Source organism: Dyella sp. ASV21 (genome assembly GCF_016428975.1).
Classification (GTDB): domain Bacteria; phylum Pseudomonadota; class Gammaproteobacteria; order Xanthomonadales; family Rhodanobacteraceae; genus Dyella.
The window spans coordinates 52,545-68,867 of the sequence record NZ_JAELTT010000001.1; the positions used below are offsets into that span (position 1 = coordinate 52,545).

18 protein-coding genes are annotated in these 16,323 nt (G+C 64.7%); 3 read left to right on the plus strand and 15 right to left on the minus strand.

What is annotated here, in order from left to right; translation table 11 throughout:
• Window positions 1–32: 32 nt before the first annotated feature.
• The 12 genes from JHD67_RS00285 to JHD67_RS00340 all read right to left on the minus strand — a co-directional run bounded on the left by JHD67_RS00285 (window position 33) and on the right by JHD67_RS00340 (window position 10,818).
• Window positions 33–179 carry a hypothetical protein gene (locus JHD67_RS00285; protein ID WP_199096170.1) on the minus strand — a complete coding sequence of 49 codons (147 nt, stop codon included), beginning with the start codon at window positions 177–179 and terminating at the stop codon, window positions 33–35.
• 95 nt (window positions 180–274) lie between these two features.
• A protein-coding gene (locus tag JHD67_RS00290) for an IS3 family transposase (protein WP_199096172.1) occupies window positions 275–1,383 on the minus strand; the annotation gives its coding sequence in 2 pieces (ribosomal slippage) (window positions 275–1,131 and window positions 1,131–1,383; 1,110 coding nt in all).
• A 45-nt stretch (window positions 1,384–1,428) separates the two neighbouring features.
• Complete coding sequence (locus tag JHD67_RS00295) at window positions 1,429–1,815, minus strand: hypothetical protein (protein ID WP_199096174.1); 387 nt, start codon at window positions 1,813–1,815, stop codon at window positions 1,429–1,431.
• A gap of 27 nt (window positions 1,816–1,842) precedes the next feature.
• A complete protein-coding gene (locus JHD67_RS00300; RefSeq protein WP_199096176.1) occupies window positions 1,843–2,607 on the minus strand; it encodes a LytTR family DNA-binding domain-containing protein in 765 nt (254 codons plus the stop codon).
• On the minus strand, window positions 2,604–3,872 hold the full coding sequence (locus JHD67_RS00305; RefSeq protein WP_343214271.1) for a histidine kinase: 1,269 nt from the start codon (window positions 3,870–3,872) through the stop codon (window positions 2,604–2,606). Before JHD67_RS00305 ends, JHD67_RS00300 begins: the two co-directional genes overlap by 4 nt.
• Before the next feature lie 130 nt (window positions 3,873–4,002).
• Entirely contained in the window at window positions 4,003–4,632 is a 630-nt protein-coding gene (locus JHD67_RS00310) for a GIY-YIG nuclease family protein (protein WP_199096178.1), read from the minus strand.
• A gap of 69 nt (window positions 4,633–4,701) precedes the next feature.
• Window positions 4,702–5,601 (minus strand): hydroxymethylglutaryl-CoA lyase, encoded by a 900-nt coding sequence (locus tag JHD67_RS00315; protein WP_199096180.1) that lies wholly within the window; start codon window positions 5,599–5,601, stop codon window positions 4,702–4,704.
• A gap of 130 nt (window positions 5,602–5,731) precedes the next feature.
• Window positions 5,732–7,729, minus strand: coding sequence for a biotin carboxylase N-terminal domain-containing protein (locus JHD67_RS00320; protein ID WP_199096182.1), 1,998 nt, complete (start codon window positions 7,727–7,729; stop codon window positions 5,732–5,734).
• A 102-nt stretch (window positions 7,730–7,831) separates the two neighbouring features.
• Window positions 7,832–8,350 (minus strand): cupin domain-containing protein, encoded by a 519-nt coding sequence (locus JHD67_RS00325; RefSeq protein WP_199096185.1) that lies wholly within the window; start codon window positions 8,348–8,350, stop codon window positions 7,832–7,834.
• A gap of 88 nt (window positions 8,351–8,438) precedes the next feature.
• Complete coding sequence (locus JHD67_RS00330) at window positions 8,439–8,831, minus strand: VOC family protein (RefSeq protein ID WP_199096187.1); 393 nt, start codon at window positions 8,829–8,831, stop codon at window positions 8,439–8,441.
• Window positions 8,832–8,881: 50 nt separating this feature from the next.
• Complete coding sequence (locus tag JHD67_RS00335) at window positions 8,882–9,676, minus strand: enoyl-CoA hydratase/isomerase family protein (protein ID WP_199096189.1); 795 nt, start codon at window positions 9,674–9,676, stop codon at window positions 8,882–8,884.
• A gap of 50 nt (window positions 9,677–9,726) precedes the next feature.
• The gene (locus tag JHD67_RS00340; RefSeq protein WP_233171531.1) at window positions 9,727–10,818 is read right to left on the minus strand and encodes an MBL fold metallo-hydrolase; all 1,092 of its coding nucleotides are present in this window, start codon (window positions 10,816–10,818) and stop codon (window positions 9,727–9,729) included.
• Between the two features lie 299 nt (window positions 10,819–11,117).
• On the opposite strand from JHD67_RS00340, the gene JHD67_RS00345 reads away from it, so the two are divergent.
• Genes JHD67_RS00345 through JHD67_RS00355 form a run of 3 tightly spaced genes read left to right on the plus strand, consistent with a single transcriptional unit; the run spans window position 11,118 to window position 13,500 of the window.
• Window positions 11,118–11,363, plus strand: coding sequence for a FeoA family protein (locus tag JHD67_RS00345; RefSeq protein WP_199096191.1), 246 nt, complete (start codon window positions 11,118–11,120; stop codon window positions 11,361–11,363).
• Entirely contained in the window at window positions 11,360–13,204 is a 1,845-nt protein-coding gene (locus JHD67_RS00350; protein ID WP_199096193.1) for a ferrous iron transporter B, read from the plus strand. The genes JHD67_RS00345 and JHD67_RS00350 overlap by 4 nt, the downstream gene beginning before the upstream one ends.
• Window positions 13,201–13,500, plus strand: a complete 300-nt coding sequence (locus JHD67_RS00355; RefSeq protein WP_199096195.1) for a DUF6587 family protein — start codon at window positions 13,201–13,203, stop codon at window positions 13,498–13,500. The genes JHD67_RS00350 and JHD67_RS00355 overlap by 4 nt, the downstream gene beginning before the upstream one ends.
• A gap of 61 nt (window positions 13,501–13,561) precedes the next feature.
• Here JHD67_RS00355 and JHD67_RS00360 read toward each other — a convergent pair whose 3' ends face one another.
• The 3 genes from JHD67_RS00360 to JHD67_RS00370 all read right to left on the minus strand — a co-directional run bounded on the left by JHD67_RS00360 (window position 13,562) and on the right by JHD67_RS00370 (window position 16,286).
• Entirely contained in the window at window positions 13,562–14,581 is a 1,020-nt protein-coding gene (locus tag JHD67_RS00360) for a phospholipase D-like domain-containing protein (protein WP_199096197.1), read from the minus strand.
• Between the two features lie 401 nt (window positions 14,582–14,982).
• On the minus strand, window positions 14,983–15,933 hold the full coding sequence (locus JHD67_RS00365; RefSeq protein ID WP_199096199.1) for an SRPBCC domain-containing protein: 951 nt from the start codon (window positions 15,931–15,933) through the stop codon (window positions 14,983–14,985).
• Window positions 15,930–16,286, minus strand: a complete 357-nt coding sequence (locus JHD67_RS00370; protein ID WP_233171532.1) for a metalloregulator ArsR/SmtB family transcription factor — start codon at window positions 16,284–16,286, stop codon at window positions 15,930–15,932. Before JHD67_RS00370 ends, JHD67_RS00365 begins: the two co-directional genes overlap by 4 nt.
• Window positions 16,287–16,323 lie beyond the last annotated feature (37 nt).

A 16,323-nucleotide genomic window follows, 5' to 3' on the forward strand; every position in this document is an offset into this window, starting at 1 on the left:
GCTGTCAAAAATTACAGCCGGTAGATGTAAGCCTAAGCCTCGTCACTGGTCTTGCGCAGATCGGCCGTGGCGACGTCACCGCGTCGGCGGCCGCTGGCAAAGCCAAAGCAGAGCAGGCCGCGATAGCGAAGGCCTACCAGCGAGAATGAGCCGTCGGCGTGGCGTGGGAAGGTTCTCAAAGTCGCCCGCTAGAACTTGCCCGCGCAATTTCCTCGCTGATTTGCTTGACCCACCCCCGTTTTCTAGGCCAACAGTCGGTAGAGAATCCGACCTGTTACGGCGCCTGTGAATTCGCTTGGGACCCGTATTCTCGGGCGAATTCGGCAGGTGTTTTCCATGCCAGTGCAGAGTGGGGGCGATCCTCGTTATAGAAGCGCCGCCATGCTGCGATTTTGCTCCGTGCATCCTCCAGCGACAAGAACCAGTGCTCGTTCAAGCACTCCTGCCGAAGCCGTCCATTGAAGCTTTCCACCAGCGCGTTGTCGGTCGGCGTGCCGCGTCGGGAGAAGTCCAGCTCCACGCCATTCTCGTAGGCCCAGCGATCCATCACCTTCCCGGCGAACTCGCTTCCGTTGTCCACCTTGATCGCCGCGGGCTTGCCACGTTGCGCTACCAACCTGGCCATGGCCTCCGCCACGTGCTCGCCACGCAGTGACTGATCCACCACAATGTCCAGGCACTCGTGGGTGAAGTGATCCACCACCGTCAACGAGCGGAACCGTCGCCCATCGAACAACGCGTCACTGACAAAGTCCATGCCCCACAGTTCGTTCGGAGTAGTCGCGATCATCTGGGGTTGGCGCCGGCGCGCGCTGCGACTGCGACGCGGACGGCAATGCCGAAGCGATAGGCCTTCCAGCTTGTAAAGCCGGTGCACGCGTTTGTGATTATCCTTCCAGCCCTCGCGCCGCAGCATCACGAAGACCCGCTCGCATCCGTAATGGACTCGGCTCAATGCGATTTCCCGCATCCGCATACGGATCGCACTGCAATCGCGCGCTTTCGCCCGATACGCGAATGACGATCGCGACATCGACATCACTCTCAAGGAGCGTCGCTCGCTCACCCCAAACCGTTCCTGCAATCGGCCTACCCAGGCACGCTTCTGGGCAGGCCTCAGAGCTTTTTTGTGACCACCTCCTGCAGCATGGCCTTGTCCAAGCTCAGGTCGGCCACCAGCTGTTTGAGCTTGCGGTTCTCCTCTTCGAGAACGCGTAGCCGTTTGAGCTCCGACGGGCCCAAGCCACCGTACTTCTTGCGCCACACGTAGAACGTCGCCTCAGCGATCCCCATCTTCCGGCACACCTCTCCCACCGCCGTTCCGAGCTCTACCTGCTTGAGCGCGTAGGCGATCTGCTCTTCCGTAAATCGCGACTTCTTCACTGCCTGACTCCTCGTTGGCTACGGGGGCCCATGGTGGCGAAGTCTCTACTTTACGATGGCCCAGTTTTCCGGGGGTGGGTCAGAGGCTAGTGCGACGCAGCGGTCGTCGGGCGTCGGTGTAGGGGTGACGCAGCTTTGGAAGCCAGCCGGAAGGCTCGTCATGTGGCGGGTGTTGCCGACCGGAACGGTGAAGTGGGCGAGCGGCTCCGTGCAGGCGATGCTGGCGGGCGCGCAGTCGTTGTTGACTAACGAGTAATGGCATTCGCCGCTTTGGCTGCGTATGCATTGGAAGTCGGCCTGCGATCCGTTGACGTGCACTTTGCTGTAGAGCACGTCGCGGCCGTCGACGCTCGATTGCACGACGACGGTTCGACCTTGTTCGCAGCCGGCGAAGGAAAGCAGCACGTAGAAGAGCGCGATGAGCTTATTCATGGTGACCTCGTGCGTGGTGCGTGGCGTTTACATGTTGCGGAACAGCGCCATGAAGGGTTGGCTGACGGTCAGTGTCTCGGGGCGTTGCTTCAGGCGCAGCGTGCCCTTGCCGGTGTCATCGCGAATGACGGATGCCACGGCTTTGAGATTGACGATGGTGGAACGATGAATCTGCTTGAATATGTTCGGGTCGAGCGCAGCGACCAGTTCGCGGATGGGTTTGCGTAGCAGCACTTCGCCTTCGGCGGTCATCGCCACAGTGTATTTCTGTTCGGCGCGGAAATAGGCGACGTCGTCCACCATGATCAGGCGCGTTTCGCGACCATTGCTGGCGGTAATCCAGGTGAGTGGCGGGGTGCCGCGTCCCTGATTGATCGTCAATTCGCGCAGCAGGGCGCCGAGGGCGGCGGTATCCGGCTGGCGCGCATCGCCACGGCTTTTCACCCGCTGAATGGTGGCGGTGAGGCGTTCGGGGGTGATGGGCTTGAGCAGGTAATCCACCGCGCCGCGTTCGAACGCCGCAATGGCGTATTGGTCATACGCCGTGGTGAACACTACCTGCGTCGTGGGGCTGGCTTCGGCGGCGGCGGTCGCCACTTCGAGCCCATTGAGGCCCGGCATGCGAATATCCAGAAAGGCGACGTCCGGACGCAGGTTCGCGATGGACTCCAAGGCGCTGGCGCCATCCTCGCACTCGGCGAGAATCTCCAGCTCCGGCCAGGTCTCGCCGAGCAAGTCGCATAGCGCCGTGCGTAGCAGGGTTTCGTCTTCGGCAACGATGGCGCTGGTCATGGGGATGCCTCTCCCGAGGGAGCCGCGTTGATGCGGGCCGGTACGGTGATCGTGCTGGCGACACCTTCAGGCACATTGGCTACGACCGCGAGCGATGCATCCGCGCCGTAGATGAGGCGCAGGCGTTCGCGCACGTTCTTTAGGCCGATGCCGGTGCCGCCGGTTGCCGCACCAAATCCGCGTCCGTCGTCGGCGACCGTGATGGTGACGGTGTTTTCGGCGCGGCGGGCGAGAATCCACACGGTGCCGCCACCCGGCTTGGGTTCCAGTCCGTGCTTGATGGCATTTTCCACCAGCGTCTGCAGCATCATTGGCGGCAGCGTGATCGGGCGCAGCTCGTCGGGCACATCGATCTGCAAGGCCAGGCGCGGGCCCATGCGCAGCTTCATGATTTCCAGGTAGGCGCGCGTGCGCTCCAGCTCATTGCCCACGGTGGAGAGTGCATCGTCGGTGAGCGGCAAGGAATGACGCAGGTAGTGGATGAGGTGACCGAGCATGCGATCGGCCTGGGGCGGGTCGGTGCGGGCCAGATACTGCGCGCTTGCCAAGGTGTTGTAGAGGAAATGCGGCTCCACCTGGGCGTGCAGCAGGTTCAGGCGGGCGACGGTGCGTTCCTTCTCGCTCTCGGTCTGCTGCGCCTGCATTTTTTCGTGGCGGCGGCGCTCGGCGATGCGGCGGCTGATGGCGCGGGTAATGGCTTCGGCGTTCTCCAGGTTGGTGCCGTCGTCCACGCGGAACAAGTCACTCCAGGCGGCCGCCTCGGGTTCGCAGATCAGGGTGACACTGCTGCTTTCCTCGCCCGGCGTCACGATGGCGAAGACTTGGTTGCGCAGGTGGCCAAACCACGTGGTGGGGTTGAGCCGTCCAAAGGCGCCTTGCCCATAGGGCAGTTCGCGCTGCAGCTTGGCCCGGATCTGCAGGCTATCGCGGGCGCTTTGTACTTCCTTGGTGGCGGGCAGTTCGCGAATCGCGGCGTCGAGCAGGTCGAATGCCTCATCCGCCGACAGCGGAATTTCTACGCGGCGTCGCTGGCGATTGCTGGCGGCCTCGTCGTCCACATGGCCCACGATGAGTCGCACGCGCCGCAGATGCGAGATGGCGCTGGTGGCCACCATCATCAATGCCACGGCGATGAGCAGCACAAAGCTCGGGCCGATGTCGAAGAAGCGGAAGGGCGGGACGTTGGAGAGCACGAGCGAGGCAAACAGCAACGCCAGGAACCAGGCCAGGACCAAGCGGAAGACGAAGAGCAGGTTCGTGATCACGGGAGGCATCCTGGCGGTGAAGTGGGCGAAACGGAGCATACCTAGCCTGTATCGGGCTGGGGGCGGCTTTGCGACGAAACCACCGCTGCGGCGACGAAGGCCGCGTTGACGAGGACGAAACTAAGGTGGCTCAGTGGCCGAACAGCGCCCGATGCGGGCCAAAGCGGTACCACTGAAGCACCGAGGATGGGAGGCGAGGCCCCAGATCCAACCCCACGCCTTCGCATAGTGCCAAGGCATCCAGCAGGGCGCGTTCCACCGGGCCGGATGCCGCTCCGGGGCTGCAGGCGCGTTCGAGTTGAGCCGCGGCGAGCATGCGTTCGCTCCAGTCGTACAGGGCATTGGCCGGCGGTGTGAGTTGGCTGGCCAGCCAGGGCCGCAGGGGTTCGTGCAGCGGCAGGCCGTCTTCGTGGGCGATCTGGCGGGCGAGTGCGGTCACTTGGGCGTCGATGCCCCGATACCATTCGGTGTCGCCCGCGGCGGCAGCGCGCACCACCAGTGGCGCAGGCGCACGCTGGTCCGCCCAGGTGGTGTGGAAACGTCGTTCGATGCGTCGTGCCTGGGCGGTGCGTTCGGTTTCGATCAGCAGGCCGCGCTCCAGATCGAAGAACGCATAGAAGCGTCGGTGCAGCGTGTGGAAGCGTTGCAATGGCGTGCGCGAAAATCCGATCTTGAGTAAGTCTTCGTCGCGGCAGGGCAGCACATACACATAGGCGCGCCCTTTCTCGGCGAAACGCGGTGGCTGGAAGGGATCATCCATGGTGGATAGGCGCGCTTTAGCGGGTAGCCAGCATGCCGGCAGCGCGTCTCAGCGGCGAAGACGCGCGGATCAGGTGGCGGTGCGCGCCCGGGTTACGCGGCTCGCGGTTTCTTTGTGTAGCTGTCCGGATAGCCACGCTCCGGTGGCGATGAGGATGTCCAGGTCAATGCCGGTGTGCATGCCCATGCCGTGCAGCATGTACACCACATCTTCGCTGGCCACGTTGCCGGTCGCACCCTTGGCATAGGGGCAGCCGCCCGTGCCGGACACCGCGCTGTCGACTACGCGCACGCCTTCCTCGATACAGCTCAGGATGTTGGCCAGCGCCTGCCCGTAGGTATCGTGAAAATGCACCGCCAGCGCGTTCATCGGCACTTCCTGCGCCACGGCGTGCAGCATCGCGCGCGCCTTGGCCGGCGTGCCTACGCCAATAGTGTCGCCCAGCGAGATTTCGTAGCAACCCAGGGCGTGCAGGCGCTGGGCCACGCGCACCACATCGGCCACGGGCACCTCGCCCTGATAGGGACAGCCCAGCACGGTGGAGACGTAACCACGCACCTTTACGCCGTCGGCCCTGGCGCGCTCGAGCACGGGGCGGAAGCGTTCGATCGATTCGTCGATCGAGGCATTGATGTTCTTCTGGTTGAATGCTTCAGAGGCTGCGCTGAACACCGCCACTTCGCTCACGCCCACGGCGCGTGCGCGTTCATAGCCTTGTTCGTTGGGCACCAGTACGGGATAGCTCACCCCCGGAAGCTTACGGATGCCTAGATACACCTCGGCCGCATCGGCCATCTGCGGCACCCACTTGGGGCTGACGAAGCTGGTGGCTTCGATGCTTTTGAGGCCGGTGCTGGAGAGGCGATCGATCAGGGCGATCTTCACGTCGGTCGGCAGCAGGGTCTTTTCGTTCTGCAGGCCGTCGCGGGCGCCGACTTCGACGATGCGGACATGGTTGCTGGTGTTCATAGGTGCCGAGCATAGCGCGATCCCCTCAAGGAAGGCGCGGGAGTGGGGCGTGCGGTGTTGGTGTGCCGATCGAGCGGACGCTGGCCGTATGCCGGGCAGCGCCGCATGACGCTGCCTGGCAGCACGAGGATCAGTCGCGAAAGCGCACGAGCACGGCGTCGGCCTCGACGAAGTCACCTTGGATGGCGGCGATGCTGTCGATGGTTCCGGCGCGTGGTGCCTTGAGTGCCAGCTCCATCTTCATGGCCTCCATGACCAACAGTTCCTGGCCTTCTTCCACGGTATCACCGGCCTGGGCCTTCACCAGCACGATGCGCCCTGGCATGGGCGCCACGATCTGGTTGCCGCCAGCGCCTTCCTTGGACTGCCAGGCAAAGGCCGCTGCGCGCTCGAAGGCGTAACGGTGGCCGGCATCGTCGTGCACGGTGACGCGGGCGGCATCGCTGCGAACGGGTACGCGTTGGGATTGGCCATCGAAGCGGGCACTCAGCGCCTCGCTTTCCAGGCGAGCGCCGCTGACGTTCACGCTGTCATGGCCATGGTTCAAGGTGTAGTTGCCGGCATAGCCGTGTGCTTCTACTTCGTAACGCTGACCATGCAGCGACAGCGCCACGATGCGCTTGCCGGCATGGCCCACGCGCCAGGCATCGGCCTGCGACCACGGCGAATGCGGATCGCTGCTGCCGGTCGGCGGTACGGCGGCTGCTTTCTCGTCGTTAAGCAGCGCGGCCACGGTGGCGGCGAACAGCATGCGGTCCGCGGGAGGCGCGTCGCCGGCGAGGAATTCGTTGAGATGGCGATCGAGGTAGCCGGTGTCGATGCGGCCATCGACCACGACTGGGTGGCGCGCGAGACGTTCGAGGAAAGCAATGTTGGATTTCGGCCCCACGATCTCGCATTGCATCAGCGCATCGCGCAGGCGCTGCAGTGCCTGGGGCCGATCGGTATCCCACACGATCAGCTTGGCGATCATGGGGTCGTAGAAAATGGTAACGGTGTCGCCTTCGATCACGCCGCCGTCCAGGCGCACGTGGCGCGATGGCGTTGGCAGTCGCAGCTTGAGGAGCTTGCCCGAGCCTGGCAGAAAGTTCTGGTCGGGGTCTTCGGCGTACAAGCGCACTTCAATTGCATGGCCGCGCGCGTGGATCTGATCCTGTGCCAGCGGCAAGGGTTCGCCAGCCGCGACGCGCAGTTGCCATTCGACCAGGTCCAGTCCCAGGGTTTCCTCGGTAACCGGGTGTTCCACTTGCAGGCGCGTGTTCATCTCCATGAAGAAGAACTCGCCATCCTGGCCGACGATGAATTCCACCGTGCCCGCGCCGACATAGTTCACTGCTTTGGCGGCGGCCACGGCAGCGGCGCCCATGGCGGTGCGACGTGCGGTGTCGAGGAAGGGCGAGGGCGTTTCCTCCAGCACCTTCTGGTAGCGACGCTGGGCCGAGCATTCCCGCTCGTTGAGATGGATGACGTTGCCCTGCGTATCGCCAAATACCTGAAATTCGATATGGCGCGGATGTTCGACGTAGCGCTCCAGGATCACGCGCGTGTCGCCGAAGGCGCTGGCCGCCTCGCGCTGCGCGGAGGCCAGGGCGTCGGCAAACTCCGTTTCGCTACGCACGATGCGCATGCCCTTGCCACCACCGCCCGATGCCGCCTTGATCATCAGCGGGAAGCCGGTGCGGCGTGCCTGTTCGGCCAGGGTGTCGGGTGCCTGGTCGGCGCCGTGATAGCCGGGCACCAGTGGTACCGCGTGCTGTTCCATCAGCGCCTTGGCCGCCGCCTTGGAACCCATGGCGTCGATGCTTTCCGGGCGCGGGCCGATAAAGGCGATGCCCGCTTCGGTGCAGGCACGCGCAAAGGCGGTGTTCTCCGAAAGGAAGCCGTAACCCGGATGAATGGCCTGTGCGCCGCTGCGCCGGGCCACGTCGAGAATCACCTCGCCGCGTAGATACGATTCGGTCGGACGAGGGCCGCCGATCGGCCATGCTTCATCGGCCAGGCGCACGTGCTGGGCGCTGGCGTCCGCTTCCGAATACACGGCAATGGTGTGGATGCCCAGGCGTCGGCAGGTGCGGATCACGCGGCAGGCGATCTCGCCACGGTTGGCAATGAGTACGCGCTCGAACATGCGGCATCCGGGGTTGGGCGAAGTCGCTAAACCTAGCAGATCGCCGCGCCGCCGCCGATGCGCGGCGCAGCAAAAATGCGCGTTTCAGTGGCCGGCGGGCTATTACTCCTCGTCCCAGTAGCCCACCGTCATGTCCGGCTTGCTGATGATACGGAAACCTTGCGTGCTGCCGTCCTCGCTGTGCTGGAACTCGGCCATGACAGCGTACTTGCCGGTATCCGGGTATTCGCAGATCTCCGGCGTTTCCTTGGTGCTTACCGAGAGGTAGCGCATCTCCAGCAGGCCGGTATTGATGATCTGGTGCGCGCGCTCGGGGCCGCCGGGCGGACAGGCGATGACATCGCCGGCGCGAATGCGATGGCGCTCCTCGCCATAACGCAGTTCGCCTTCCCCCTGCAGGATGAAAAACATTTCTTCGTTGAAGTGATGGCAATGAAACGGAAACGCGCGTTTACCGGGTGGCACGGCGGTGATGTTGTAGCCGAGTTTGGTCGCGCCGAGCTGACTGGAAAAGCGGCCCATGCGTGCCTCGAAGCGGTCGGCCGCGCCGCCGGTGGGGCGGCTGGCTTCCGGGTAAGGCTGCAACTCGATATCGGCGATATTGATGATCGGATGCTTCATGGCATGACTTCCTGGGAGACGGCGCGGAGCATACGCGCCGAAAGGCGGACTGACCCGTGCCGAAACTACTGGGCCCGGTTGCGCGGGCTTACTCCGGCCGGTGACAGACTGCCTCGATGTTGTACCCATCCGGATCGAGCACGAAGGCACCGTAGTACTGCGCGTGATAGTGCGGACGCAATCCGGGCGCGCCGTTGTCCTTGCCGCCTGCCGCGAGCGCCGCGGCGTGGAAGGCATCCACGGCCGCGCGGCTGCCTGCGGTAAAGGCAATGTGCACGGACCCGGCGATGCTGCCGTGCTGCGAGGTGCCGATCCAGAAGCTGGGCTTGCCGTCGGTACCGAAACCGGCATGCGCGCCGTCGCCAGTCTGTTCGGCGGTGATTTCCATCACCAGGCTGGCGCCCAGCGTCGCCAGCACCTTGCGGTAGAAATCGCGGCTGCGTTCGTAGCCGGATACATGCAGACCTGCGTGATCGATCATGTTGCTTTCCTTGGCGATGAAGGACGTAACGAAGTATTCCGCGCGGTTTGTCAGTCTCGCGTGCACCAGGCGGGGGCGCGCTTGTTGAGAAACGCGGAGAGTCCTTCCTGGCCTTCGGGGGATACGCGCAGGCGGGCGATCAGGGCGGCGTTGTCCTGATCCAGCCGCTCAGCCTGCGCGGGATCGGCACCGGCCACGCGCAGCGCGAGTTGCTTGGCTTGCGCCTGCGCCAGCGGGCCGGCCTTGGCGAGCAGGGCGAGCGTCGCGTCGACGGCTTCGTCCAGTTGCTCCGACGCCACGCATTCATGCAGCAGGCCGATGGCGAGCGCGGTGGGGGCGTCGAATAGTTCGCCGGTGAGGAACAAGCGCCGCGCCTGGCGCAGGCCCATGGCGTGGATGACGTACGGCGAAATGACCGCCGGCACCAAGCCCAGCTTTACCTCCGTGAGGCCAAAGCGCGCGGTGTCCACGCCGATGGCGATGTCGCAACAGGCGACCAAGCCCACGCCGCCGCCATAAGCGGCGCCGTTGACCCGGGCGATGGTGGGCTTGGGCAGGTATTGCAGGGTGCGCATGAGCTTGGCCAGGCGCAGGGAGTCTTCGCGGTTCGCTGCTTCGCTGGCGCTGGCCATGCCGCGCATCCAGTTCAGGTCGGCGCCTGCCGAGAAGCTGGCGCCTTCGCCGGTAAGCACCACCGCGCGGACGGTCTCATCGGCTCCCGCCTGTTCCAGCGCGGTGGTGAGTTCGGCGATCAGCGTGTCGTCGAACGCGTTGTGCACCTGCGGGCGATTAAGCGTGATGCGACGAATGCCGGCCTGGTCGGCGAGGTGGATGCTGGCGGTCATGCGGGGCTCCTGGTGAAGCGCCACATCTTAGCGCTCCGCCTGAATGGCGCTCAGTCCTTGGCCGGCAGCACCAGGAACTCCGCGGCCTCCAGGGCCGAACCCTGCCAGTGCCCGGGCGCGACATCGCGCCACCAGGGCAGCACCGTGTCCACGCGCTCGGGTTCCACCGGCTCGCCGAGGCGTGGCATCACCAAGCCTTCCGGCGCCTTGGCGAGCAGCACTTCGGCGGGCTCCTGCCAGGGATGCAGGGCCAGATTGAACGTGCCCCAGTGCACGGGCAACAGGCGGCCGCTGCCCAACTGGCGCCAGGCGGCGAGGGCGTTATCCGGACCCAGATGCACGCTGCCCCAGGAGGGATGGAATGCGCCCACTTCCAGCATCACCAGATCGAACGGCCCCAGTCGCCGGCCGATCTCTTCGAAGTGCGGCGAGAGTCCGGTGTCGCCGCTGAAGAACACCGCGTGGTGCTCGCTGCGCAAGGCGAAGGAGGACCACAGCGTGGCGTTGCGATCGCGCAGGCTGCGCCCGGAGAAGTGATGCGAAGGCGCGGCGGTGAGGGTGAGCCCGCGTGGGAGCGTGACGCTTTCCCACCAGTCCAGCTCGGTAATGCGCTCCGGTGGCACACCCCAGGCCTCCAGGTGCACGCCCACGCCAAGCGAGGTAATGAAGGGCACACGCAGTTTGGCGAGCGCGCGAATGGTGGGGTAATCCAGGTGATCGTAGTGATCGTGCGAGATCAGCACGGCGTCCAGCGGAGGTAGCTGGGCGATATCCACCGGCACTGGCTGGAAGCGCTTGGGCCCGAGAAAGGAGAACGGCGAGGCGCGCTGTCCCCAAACGGGATCAGTGAGCACGCGCACGCCGTCGATTTCCAGCAGCACGGTGGAGTGACCCAGCCAGGTGGCGCGCAGCCCGGTTTCACTGGGGAGCACCCAGTTTGGCCGTGGATCGAACGACGGCAGCGGCTTGGATGGCGTGCGGCCTTCGCCGCGAAAGACGAAATCGACCAGGGAGGGCCGATCGTCGGTCACGCGCGGTGTGCTGGATGGATACGTGTTGACGAAACCGTCGCCGGCATATTGCGCGGATGCCTGCATACGTTCCAGCCGCAGCCCTGCGGCGTGTCGGGCGAGCAAAGCCATGTGGACCTCATCGAGCGAAGTGGGGTGGGCCGCCTGGGGATGGCTTGAACGCCTGGCTGGCCATCGCCACTCGCTTGCGCGAAGGCGAGGGCCTGTTCAAACCGTCCCTTTGGGGAAGCGGCCCCTTCTCATGCCTATCGGGGCAACCTTGGCAACTTGCAAGTCGTCACGCGGTGACGGCGAGGGCAGTTTCTTGCGTGTTGCATGGGACGGGCCCGGCCGGCGCGGCATGAGACCGCGCTGCAGTCCGCGCGCGACTAATGTACAATGCGAACCATTCTTATTTGAGTTGGTGACCAGTGCGCCTGTCCGACCTGCCGAAAGGGGCAACTGCCGTGGTGGACCGAGTGGACGATGCTCATGCTTCCGACCCGATTGCGCAGCGCTTGCGCGATCTGGGCTTCGTGGCGGGTGAGCCGGTCCGGCTGGTTGCCGTGGGGCCGCTGGGTGCCGACCCGTTACTGATCCAGATTGGCTCGACCCGCTTTGCGCTGCGTCGCGCCGAGGCCGCACGGGTGCTGGTGACACAGGAGGTCGCCGCATGAGCGCCGGTACGTTGCGCATCGCCCTGGTGGGCAACCCCAACTGCGGCAAGACGGCGCTGTTCAACCAGCTTACCGGCGGCCGCCAGAAGGTGGCCAACTACGCCGGTGTTACCGTCGAGCGCAAAGAAGGCCGCTTCACCGCGCCCTCCGGTCGCGTGCTGCAGGTGCTGGATCTGCCAGGCACCTACAGCTTCGATGCCACCAGCCCGGACGAGCAGATCACCCGCGATGTGCTGGAAGGCAACTATCCGGGCGAGGCTGCGCCGGATCTGGTCGTGTGCGTGGCCGACGCCACCAACCTGCGCCTCCATCTGCGCTTCGTGCTGGAGGTAAAGCGACTGGGCCGCCCGGTGGTGCTGGCGTTGAACATGATGGATGCCGCGCGTCGTCGTGGCGTGGTCATCGACGTTGTCGAACTATCGCGCCGCCTGGGCATGCCCGTGGTGGAGACGGTGGCCGTCAAGCGCGACGGCGTGAAGGCATTGATCGCCCAGGTCGATGGCGAGACGCCCGAAGCCCCGGAAGCGTTGCCGGACGACCCGGCCAGTCGCGCCGACCTGCACGCGCAGGTGCGCGAGCTGCTGGCCGCCACCGTGCACATGCCGCGCGCCACCGCCGAGCTGGACGACGCGCTGGATCGCTGGGCGTTGCACCCGGTATTCGGGCTGGGCATTCTCGCGGTGGTGATGTTCCTGGTGTTCCAGGCGGTGTACGCCGCCGGCAAGCCGATGACCGATCTGATCGGCGATGGTTTTGGCTGGCTGGGCGAGCACGCCACCGAGTGGATGCCCGCCGGCCCGCTGCAAAGCCTGATCGTGGATGGCGTATTCGGCGGCCTCGGCACCGTCATCGGATTCCTGCCGGTGATCCTGGTGCTGTTCTTCTTCATTCTTGTGCTGGAAGAGTCCGGTTACCTGCCGCGCGCGGCCTTCCTGCTCGATCGCCTGATGGTGTCGGTGGGCCTCACCGGGCGCTCGTTCATTCCGCTGCTTTCCAGTTTTGCCTGCGCCATCCCCGGCATCATGGGTACGCGCAGCATCACCGATCCGCGCGACCGGCTGGCGACCATCCTGGTGGCGCCGCTGATGACCTGTTCGGCGCGATTGCCGGTGTATGCGCTGCTCATTGGTGCGTTCATTCCCACCCGCCGCGTGTTGGGCATCTTCAATATGCAGGGCCTGGTGCTGTTTGCGCTTTACGCCGCGGGCGTCGCTGGCGCGATGGGCGTGGGCTGGGTGATGAAAAAGCTGCGTCGCGATCGCAGCGAACATGCATTGCTGATGGAACTGCCCTCCTATCGCTTGCCCAAGGTACGCGACGTGGCGATCGGCCTGTGGGAGCGCGGCATGATCTTCCTCAAGCGCCTCACTGGCGTGATCCTGGGGCTGACCGTGCTGATGTGGTTCCTGTCCAGTTTCCCCGGTGCACCGGAAGGCGCCACCGGACCGGCCATCGATTACAGCTTTGCCGGCTATATCGGGCGTGGTTTGCAGGTGATCTTTGCGCCGCTGGGTTTCAACTGGCAGATGAGCGTGTCCCTGATCCCGGCCTTCGCTGCGCGCGAAACGGCCGTGGCCGCCTTGGCGACGGTGTATGCGGTGGGTGGTGATGGCGCCGATGGCGCCGGCCTTGCGCAGGCGCTGGCGGCCAACTTCTCGCTGGCCAGCGCGCTTTCGTTGCTGGTGTGGTTTGCCTTTGCCCCGCAGTGCATGTCCACGCTGGCGGTGATCCGCCGCGAAACCAACTCCTGGCGCAACGTGGGCATCTCCTTTGGCTACATGTTCGTGGTGGCCTACGTGGCCTCGTTCCTCACTTATCAGATCACCAGCTTGCTGACATGAATACCGGGCTGCTCGCGCAATACGTGATCATCGGCGTGGCTGTGCTGGCCAGCGTGCTGATTACTTTCCGCAAGCTGGCACCGCAGCTCAGCAACCGTTGGCTCGCCGCCGCTGCGTTGCACGTCGATCGACCCGGTCGCCGCGCGTGGCTGCGTGCGCTGGGGCGGCGCCTGCAACCCAAGGCTGCCACCGGCAATTGCAGCGACGGCTGCAGTACCTGTGGTGCCTGCGGGCCGAAGCCGCCGATGGCTGCGCGCGACACGTATCCGCTGGAATTTCGTCCTCGCGCGAAGTAACGCGTAACCGGGGCGTGCCACGGGATCGGCCGAGGCGCACTGCGCCTCGGCCTTGCCGTATTTACCAGGCGGTGCCCCCGGCGTAGTCGCTGGCCAGCGTGGTATGCAGCTGGGTCAGCAGGTTGGCGTCGGTAGTTACCAGGCCCAGCTCGCGGTTGTAGTTGAGCGAGTTGGAGGAGAAGTTCTCCGACCCCATGAACGCGCGCGCATTGGCCGTACCGTAATCGGCCACGATGGCCTTGGCGTGGATGTATAGCGGCGCGGTGGCGGCGTAGGTGGTGATGTTCACGCCGGCCTTCTTCAGCGCATTGAACTCGGTGGCGTACGTATTGCTGGTGTTGGTCATGCACACGGTCACCGCCACGCCGCGCTTGGCCGCGTTCTCCAGCGCGGTGACGATGGTGCTGTAGCTCATTTCCTCGTTCTCCACCTGCAGGCTGGTCTGCGCGTTGTTGATCACGTTGAGCAGCTGGGTCTTGGCATTGGTGGGACTCCACACCAGGTCGTCGCCCACCGGCGGCGTGATGGCCTGTGCCAGGAAGTCCGCATTGAACGTGCTTTCGATGGCAGCGACGTCGGATGCATCATTCTCGATCACCGCAAAGTCGCGGCTGGTGGAGTAATAGCGGCTGGTCAGATTGAGCGACATGATCGCCGCCGTGGTGCCGTCGACCACGATGCTCTTCTGGTGCGTGGCGTCGTACTTGGTCCAGGCCCAAACGGCCTTGGCGCCGCAACTGTTGAGCTGGTTATAGGCGCTGAGGTTGCTGTTGTACTCGAGGTTCTGGTCGAGTATCACGCGTACCGCCACGCCATTGGCGGCCGCCTGGCACAGCAGCGCCTGCGCCTGCGTATCCACCAATTCATACATGGTCATGTCGAGGCTTCGCGTAGCCGATTGAATCAGGTTGTAGATCGGCGTCAGCCCCTGGTCGGGCTCGATGACCAGCGACCGGGTGACCGTGTTGGCCGACAGCGTCGCGGCCTTGGCGGGTGTCGCCACACCCGCGAGGCATCCGCATAGCAAGGTGGCGCTGATGGCCGGTGCGCACAGCGCAAACAACATGTAACGAGACTTCATGACGAGCTCCCTTCGTAATGTGGCATGGGTCGGAGCGCAGCGCCTTGGCCGCGCGGCGGGCCGCCTGCGAGCCATCGGCGAGATGGTCGACCGATACATCGCACGGGTGGCGGCTGCAGCATCACACTGCGGTTATGTGACAGATCGTCTGCAGCAGGGGAAAGCAAGTTCATGCGGTTACATACGATGCAGCTTGATGCGATGGCGTGTGATGCAGTTCACCGAATAGTCGCCCGCTGCCATCCACGCCGTGCGCATGGCGTGAAGAAGCACCGCGAAGCCTGAGGGCTATGCGCGGCGCGTTTTGGCAGTAAAGACGGGAGCAGAAGGGCGGTTGGTACGATCCGGCGCCGCCCGGCGGTGGCGCGGGCTTTCTTCGGACTTGCGTCGCTCGCGTGGTGTCAATCCGACGAGTGCTGCTCGTAGTGCGTCAGCAAGTGGCTGAACACCGGCCAGTAGGGTTGCGGTAAATGGCCGTCCAAACGATCCATCAGCGTATCGAGGTGGGTGTGCCAACCGCTGCTGGTGATCGCGATGTCCTCAGGCACGAGCTTTCGGTGCGTCACCGTCAATTGGGTCTGCCCGTGGATGGCGGTCAGCTCGAAGGTGACTTCGGACCGATCGCCCCAGGTGATGACCAGCTTGTGCGGTGGCTCGCATGCGAGCACGCGATGGCGGGTCGTTGCGCCGTCGCCGTATGCCTTGAAGCGCTCGGGCGGTGGCACCGGTGTGTGCGAAAGGCTGCTATGTAGAAAATGCATCTGGAACTCGCTGCCTGCGCGTGGCTCCATGGCGCCGCTGGCGAGCCATTGGCTTCGTTTGTCCGAATCGACGAGGTAAGACCATACGCGTTCGGCCGTCCCGGGTAGCCGGCGTTCGAAGCGAATCGTATCGGGCGCAAGCCGTTGGCGCGGAGGCTGGACGAGCACGTTGCTTTCGAGCTGCCCGAGGATGTCGGTCCAGCCCCGTGCGGTGGCATCGGCCCATTCGGGCAGCACTTCTTCATGTACCAGGGTCAGGTTGCAACCGGTGCCCGCCGGGACGATGTCGATGCTGACGCGCGTGGTGGCGTCGGCGTACTTGGGCACGCCAAAGGTAAACACCAGCCGGCGAGGGCGATCGATCTCCAGGTATTGGCCGACGTGGTCCACATCCTCGCCGTCGCGGCGGTCGACGAAGCGGAAACGACCGCCTGGACGAGCGTCGATGTCCACGTTGATCATTTCGCCGTTTGGCGCGGAAAACAGCCAGCGACCCGCCGTGGCCGGATCGAGCCAGGCATCGAAGACCCGTTCGGCACTGGCATCGAAGTGCCGGCGGAGGTGCAACGTGCGCACGGTGGGAGTCGTCATCGCAGGGTGCCTTTGGGTTGGTGCTTGCCTGCGGCCTGGTCTTCGGCCTTGAGCAAGGCATCGAGAGCGTCGAGTTTTTGATTCCAGAACTGCTCGTAGAAACGCAGCCATTCGTCGGCGGCGGCCAGCGGGGCGGGTTCGAGGCGGCAGACATGCGTGCGCCCCTTCACCATCCGGCGGACCAGGCCGGCGCGTTCCAGCACTTTCACGTGCTTGGAGGCGGCGGCGAGCGACATGTCGAAGGGGGCGGCTAGTTCGCCGATGTTGCGATCCCCTGTGGCCAGGCTGCGCAACATGGCGCGGCGCGTGCCATCGGTCAGCGCCTGGAAGATCACGTCGAGTGCGGGTGTCATATGCTCAACCATAAGGTTGAATATCTATCGATGGAAA

What these genes read in the sequence shown, in the direction of transcription:
- JHD67_RS00295 (WP_199096174.1), bottom strand. Translation starts at nt 1,815, where the DNA reads ATGAATAAGCTCATCGCGCTCTTCTACGTGCTGCTTTCCTTCGCCGGC.
- JHD67_RS00340 (WP_233171531.1), bottom strand. Translation starts at nt 10,818, where the DNA reads ATGGCTTTGCTCGCCCGACACGCCGCAGGGCTGCGGCTGGAACGTATG.
- JHD67_RS00365 (WP_199096199.1), bottom strand. Translation starts at nt 15,933, where the DNA reads ATGACGACTCCCACCGTGCGCACGTTGCACCTCCGCCGGCACTTCGAT.
- JHD67_RS00315 (WP_199096180.1), bottom strand. Translation starts at nt 5,601, where the DNA reads ATGAACACCAGCAACCATGTCCGCATCGTCGAAGTCGGCGCCCGCGAC.
- JHD67_RS00325 (WP_199096185.1), bottom strand. Translation starts at nt 8,350, where the DNA reads ATGAAGCATCCGATCATCAATATCGCCGATATCGAGTTGCAGCCTTAC.
- JHD67_RS00355 (WP_199096195.1), top strand. Translation starts at nt 13,201, where the DNA reads ATGAATACCGGGCTGCTCGCGCAATACGTGATCATCGGCGTGGCTGTG.
- JHD67_RS00350 (WP_199096193.1), top strand. Translation starts at nt 11,360, where the DNA reads ATGAGCGCCGGTACGTTGCGCATCGCCCTGGTGGGCAACCCCAACTGC.
- JHD67_RS00370 (WP_233171532.1), bottom strand. Translation starts at nt 16,286, where the DNA reads ATGACACCCGCACTCGACGTGATCTTCCAGGCGCTGACCGATGGCACG.
- JHD67_RS00335 (WP_199096189.1), bottom strand. Translation starts at nt 9,676, where the DNA reads ATGACCGCCAGCATCCACCTCGCCGACCAGGCCGGCATTCGTCGCATC.
- JHD67_RS00300 (WP_199096176.1), bottom strand. Translation starts at nt 2,607, where the DNA reads ATGACCAGCGCCATCGTTGCCGAAGACGAAACCCTGCTACGCACGGCG.
- JHD67_RS00320 (WP_199096182.1), bottom strand. Translation starts at nt 7,729, where the DNA reads ATGTTCGAGCGCGTACTCATTGCCAACCGTGGCGAGATCGCCTGCCGC.
- JHD67_RS00310 (WP_199096178.1), bottom strand. Translation starts at nt 4,632, where the DNA reads ATGGATGATCCCTTCCAGCCACCGCGTTTCGCCGAGAAAGGGCGCGCC.
- JHD67_RS00330 (WP_199096187.1), bottom strand. Translation starts at nt 8,831, where the DNA reads ATGATCGATCACGCAGGTCTGCATGTATCCGGCTACGAACGCAGCCGC.
- JHD67_RS00360 (WP_199096197.1), bottom strand. Translation starts at nt 14,581, where the DNA reads ATGAAGTCTCGTTACATGTTGTTTGCGCTGTGCGCACCGGCCATCAGC.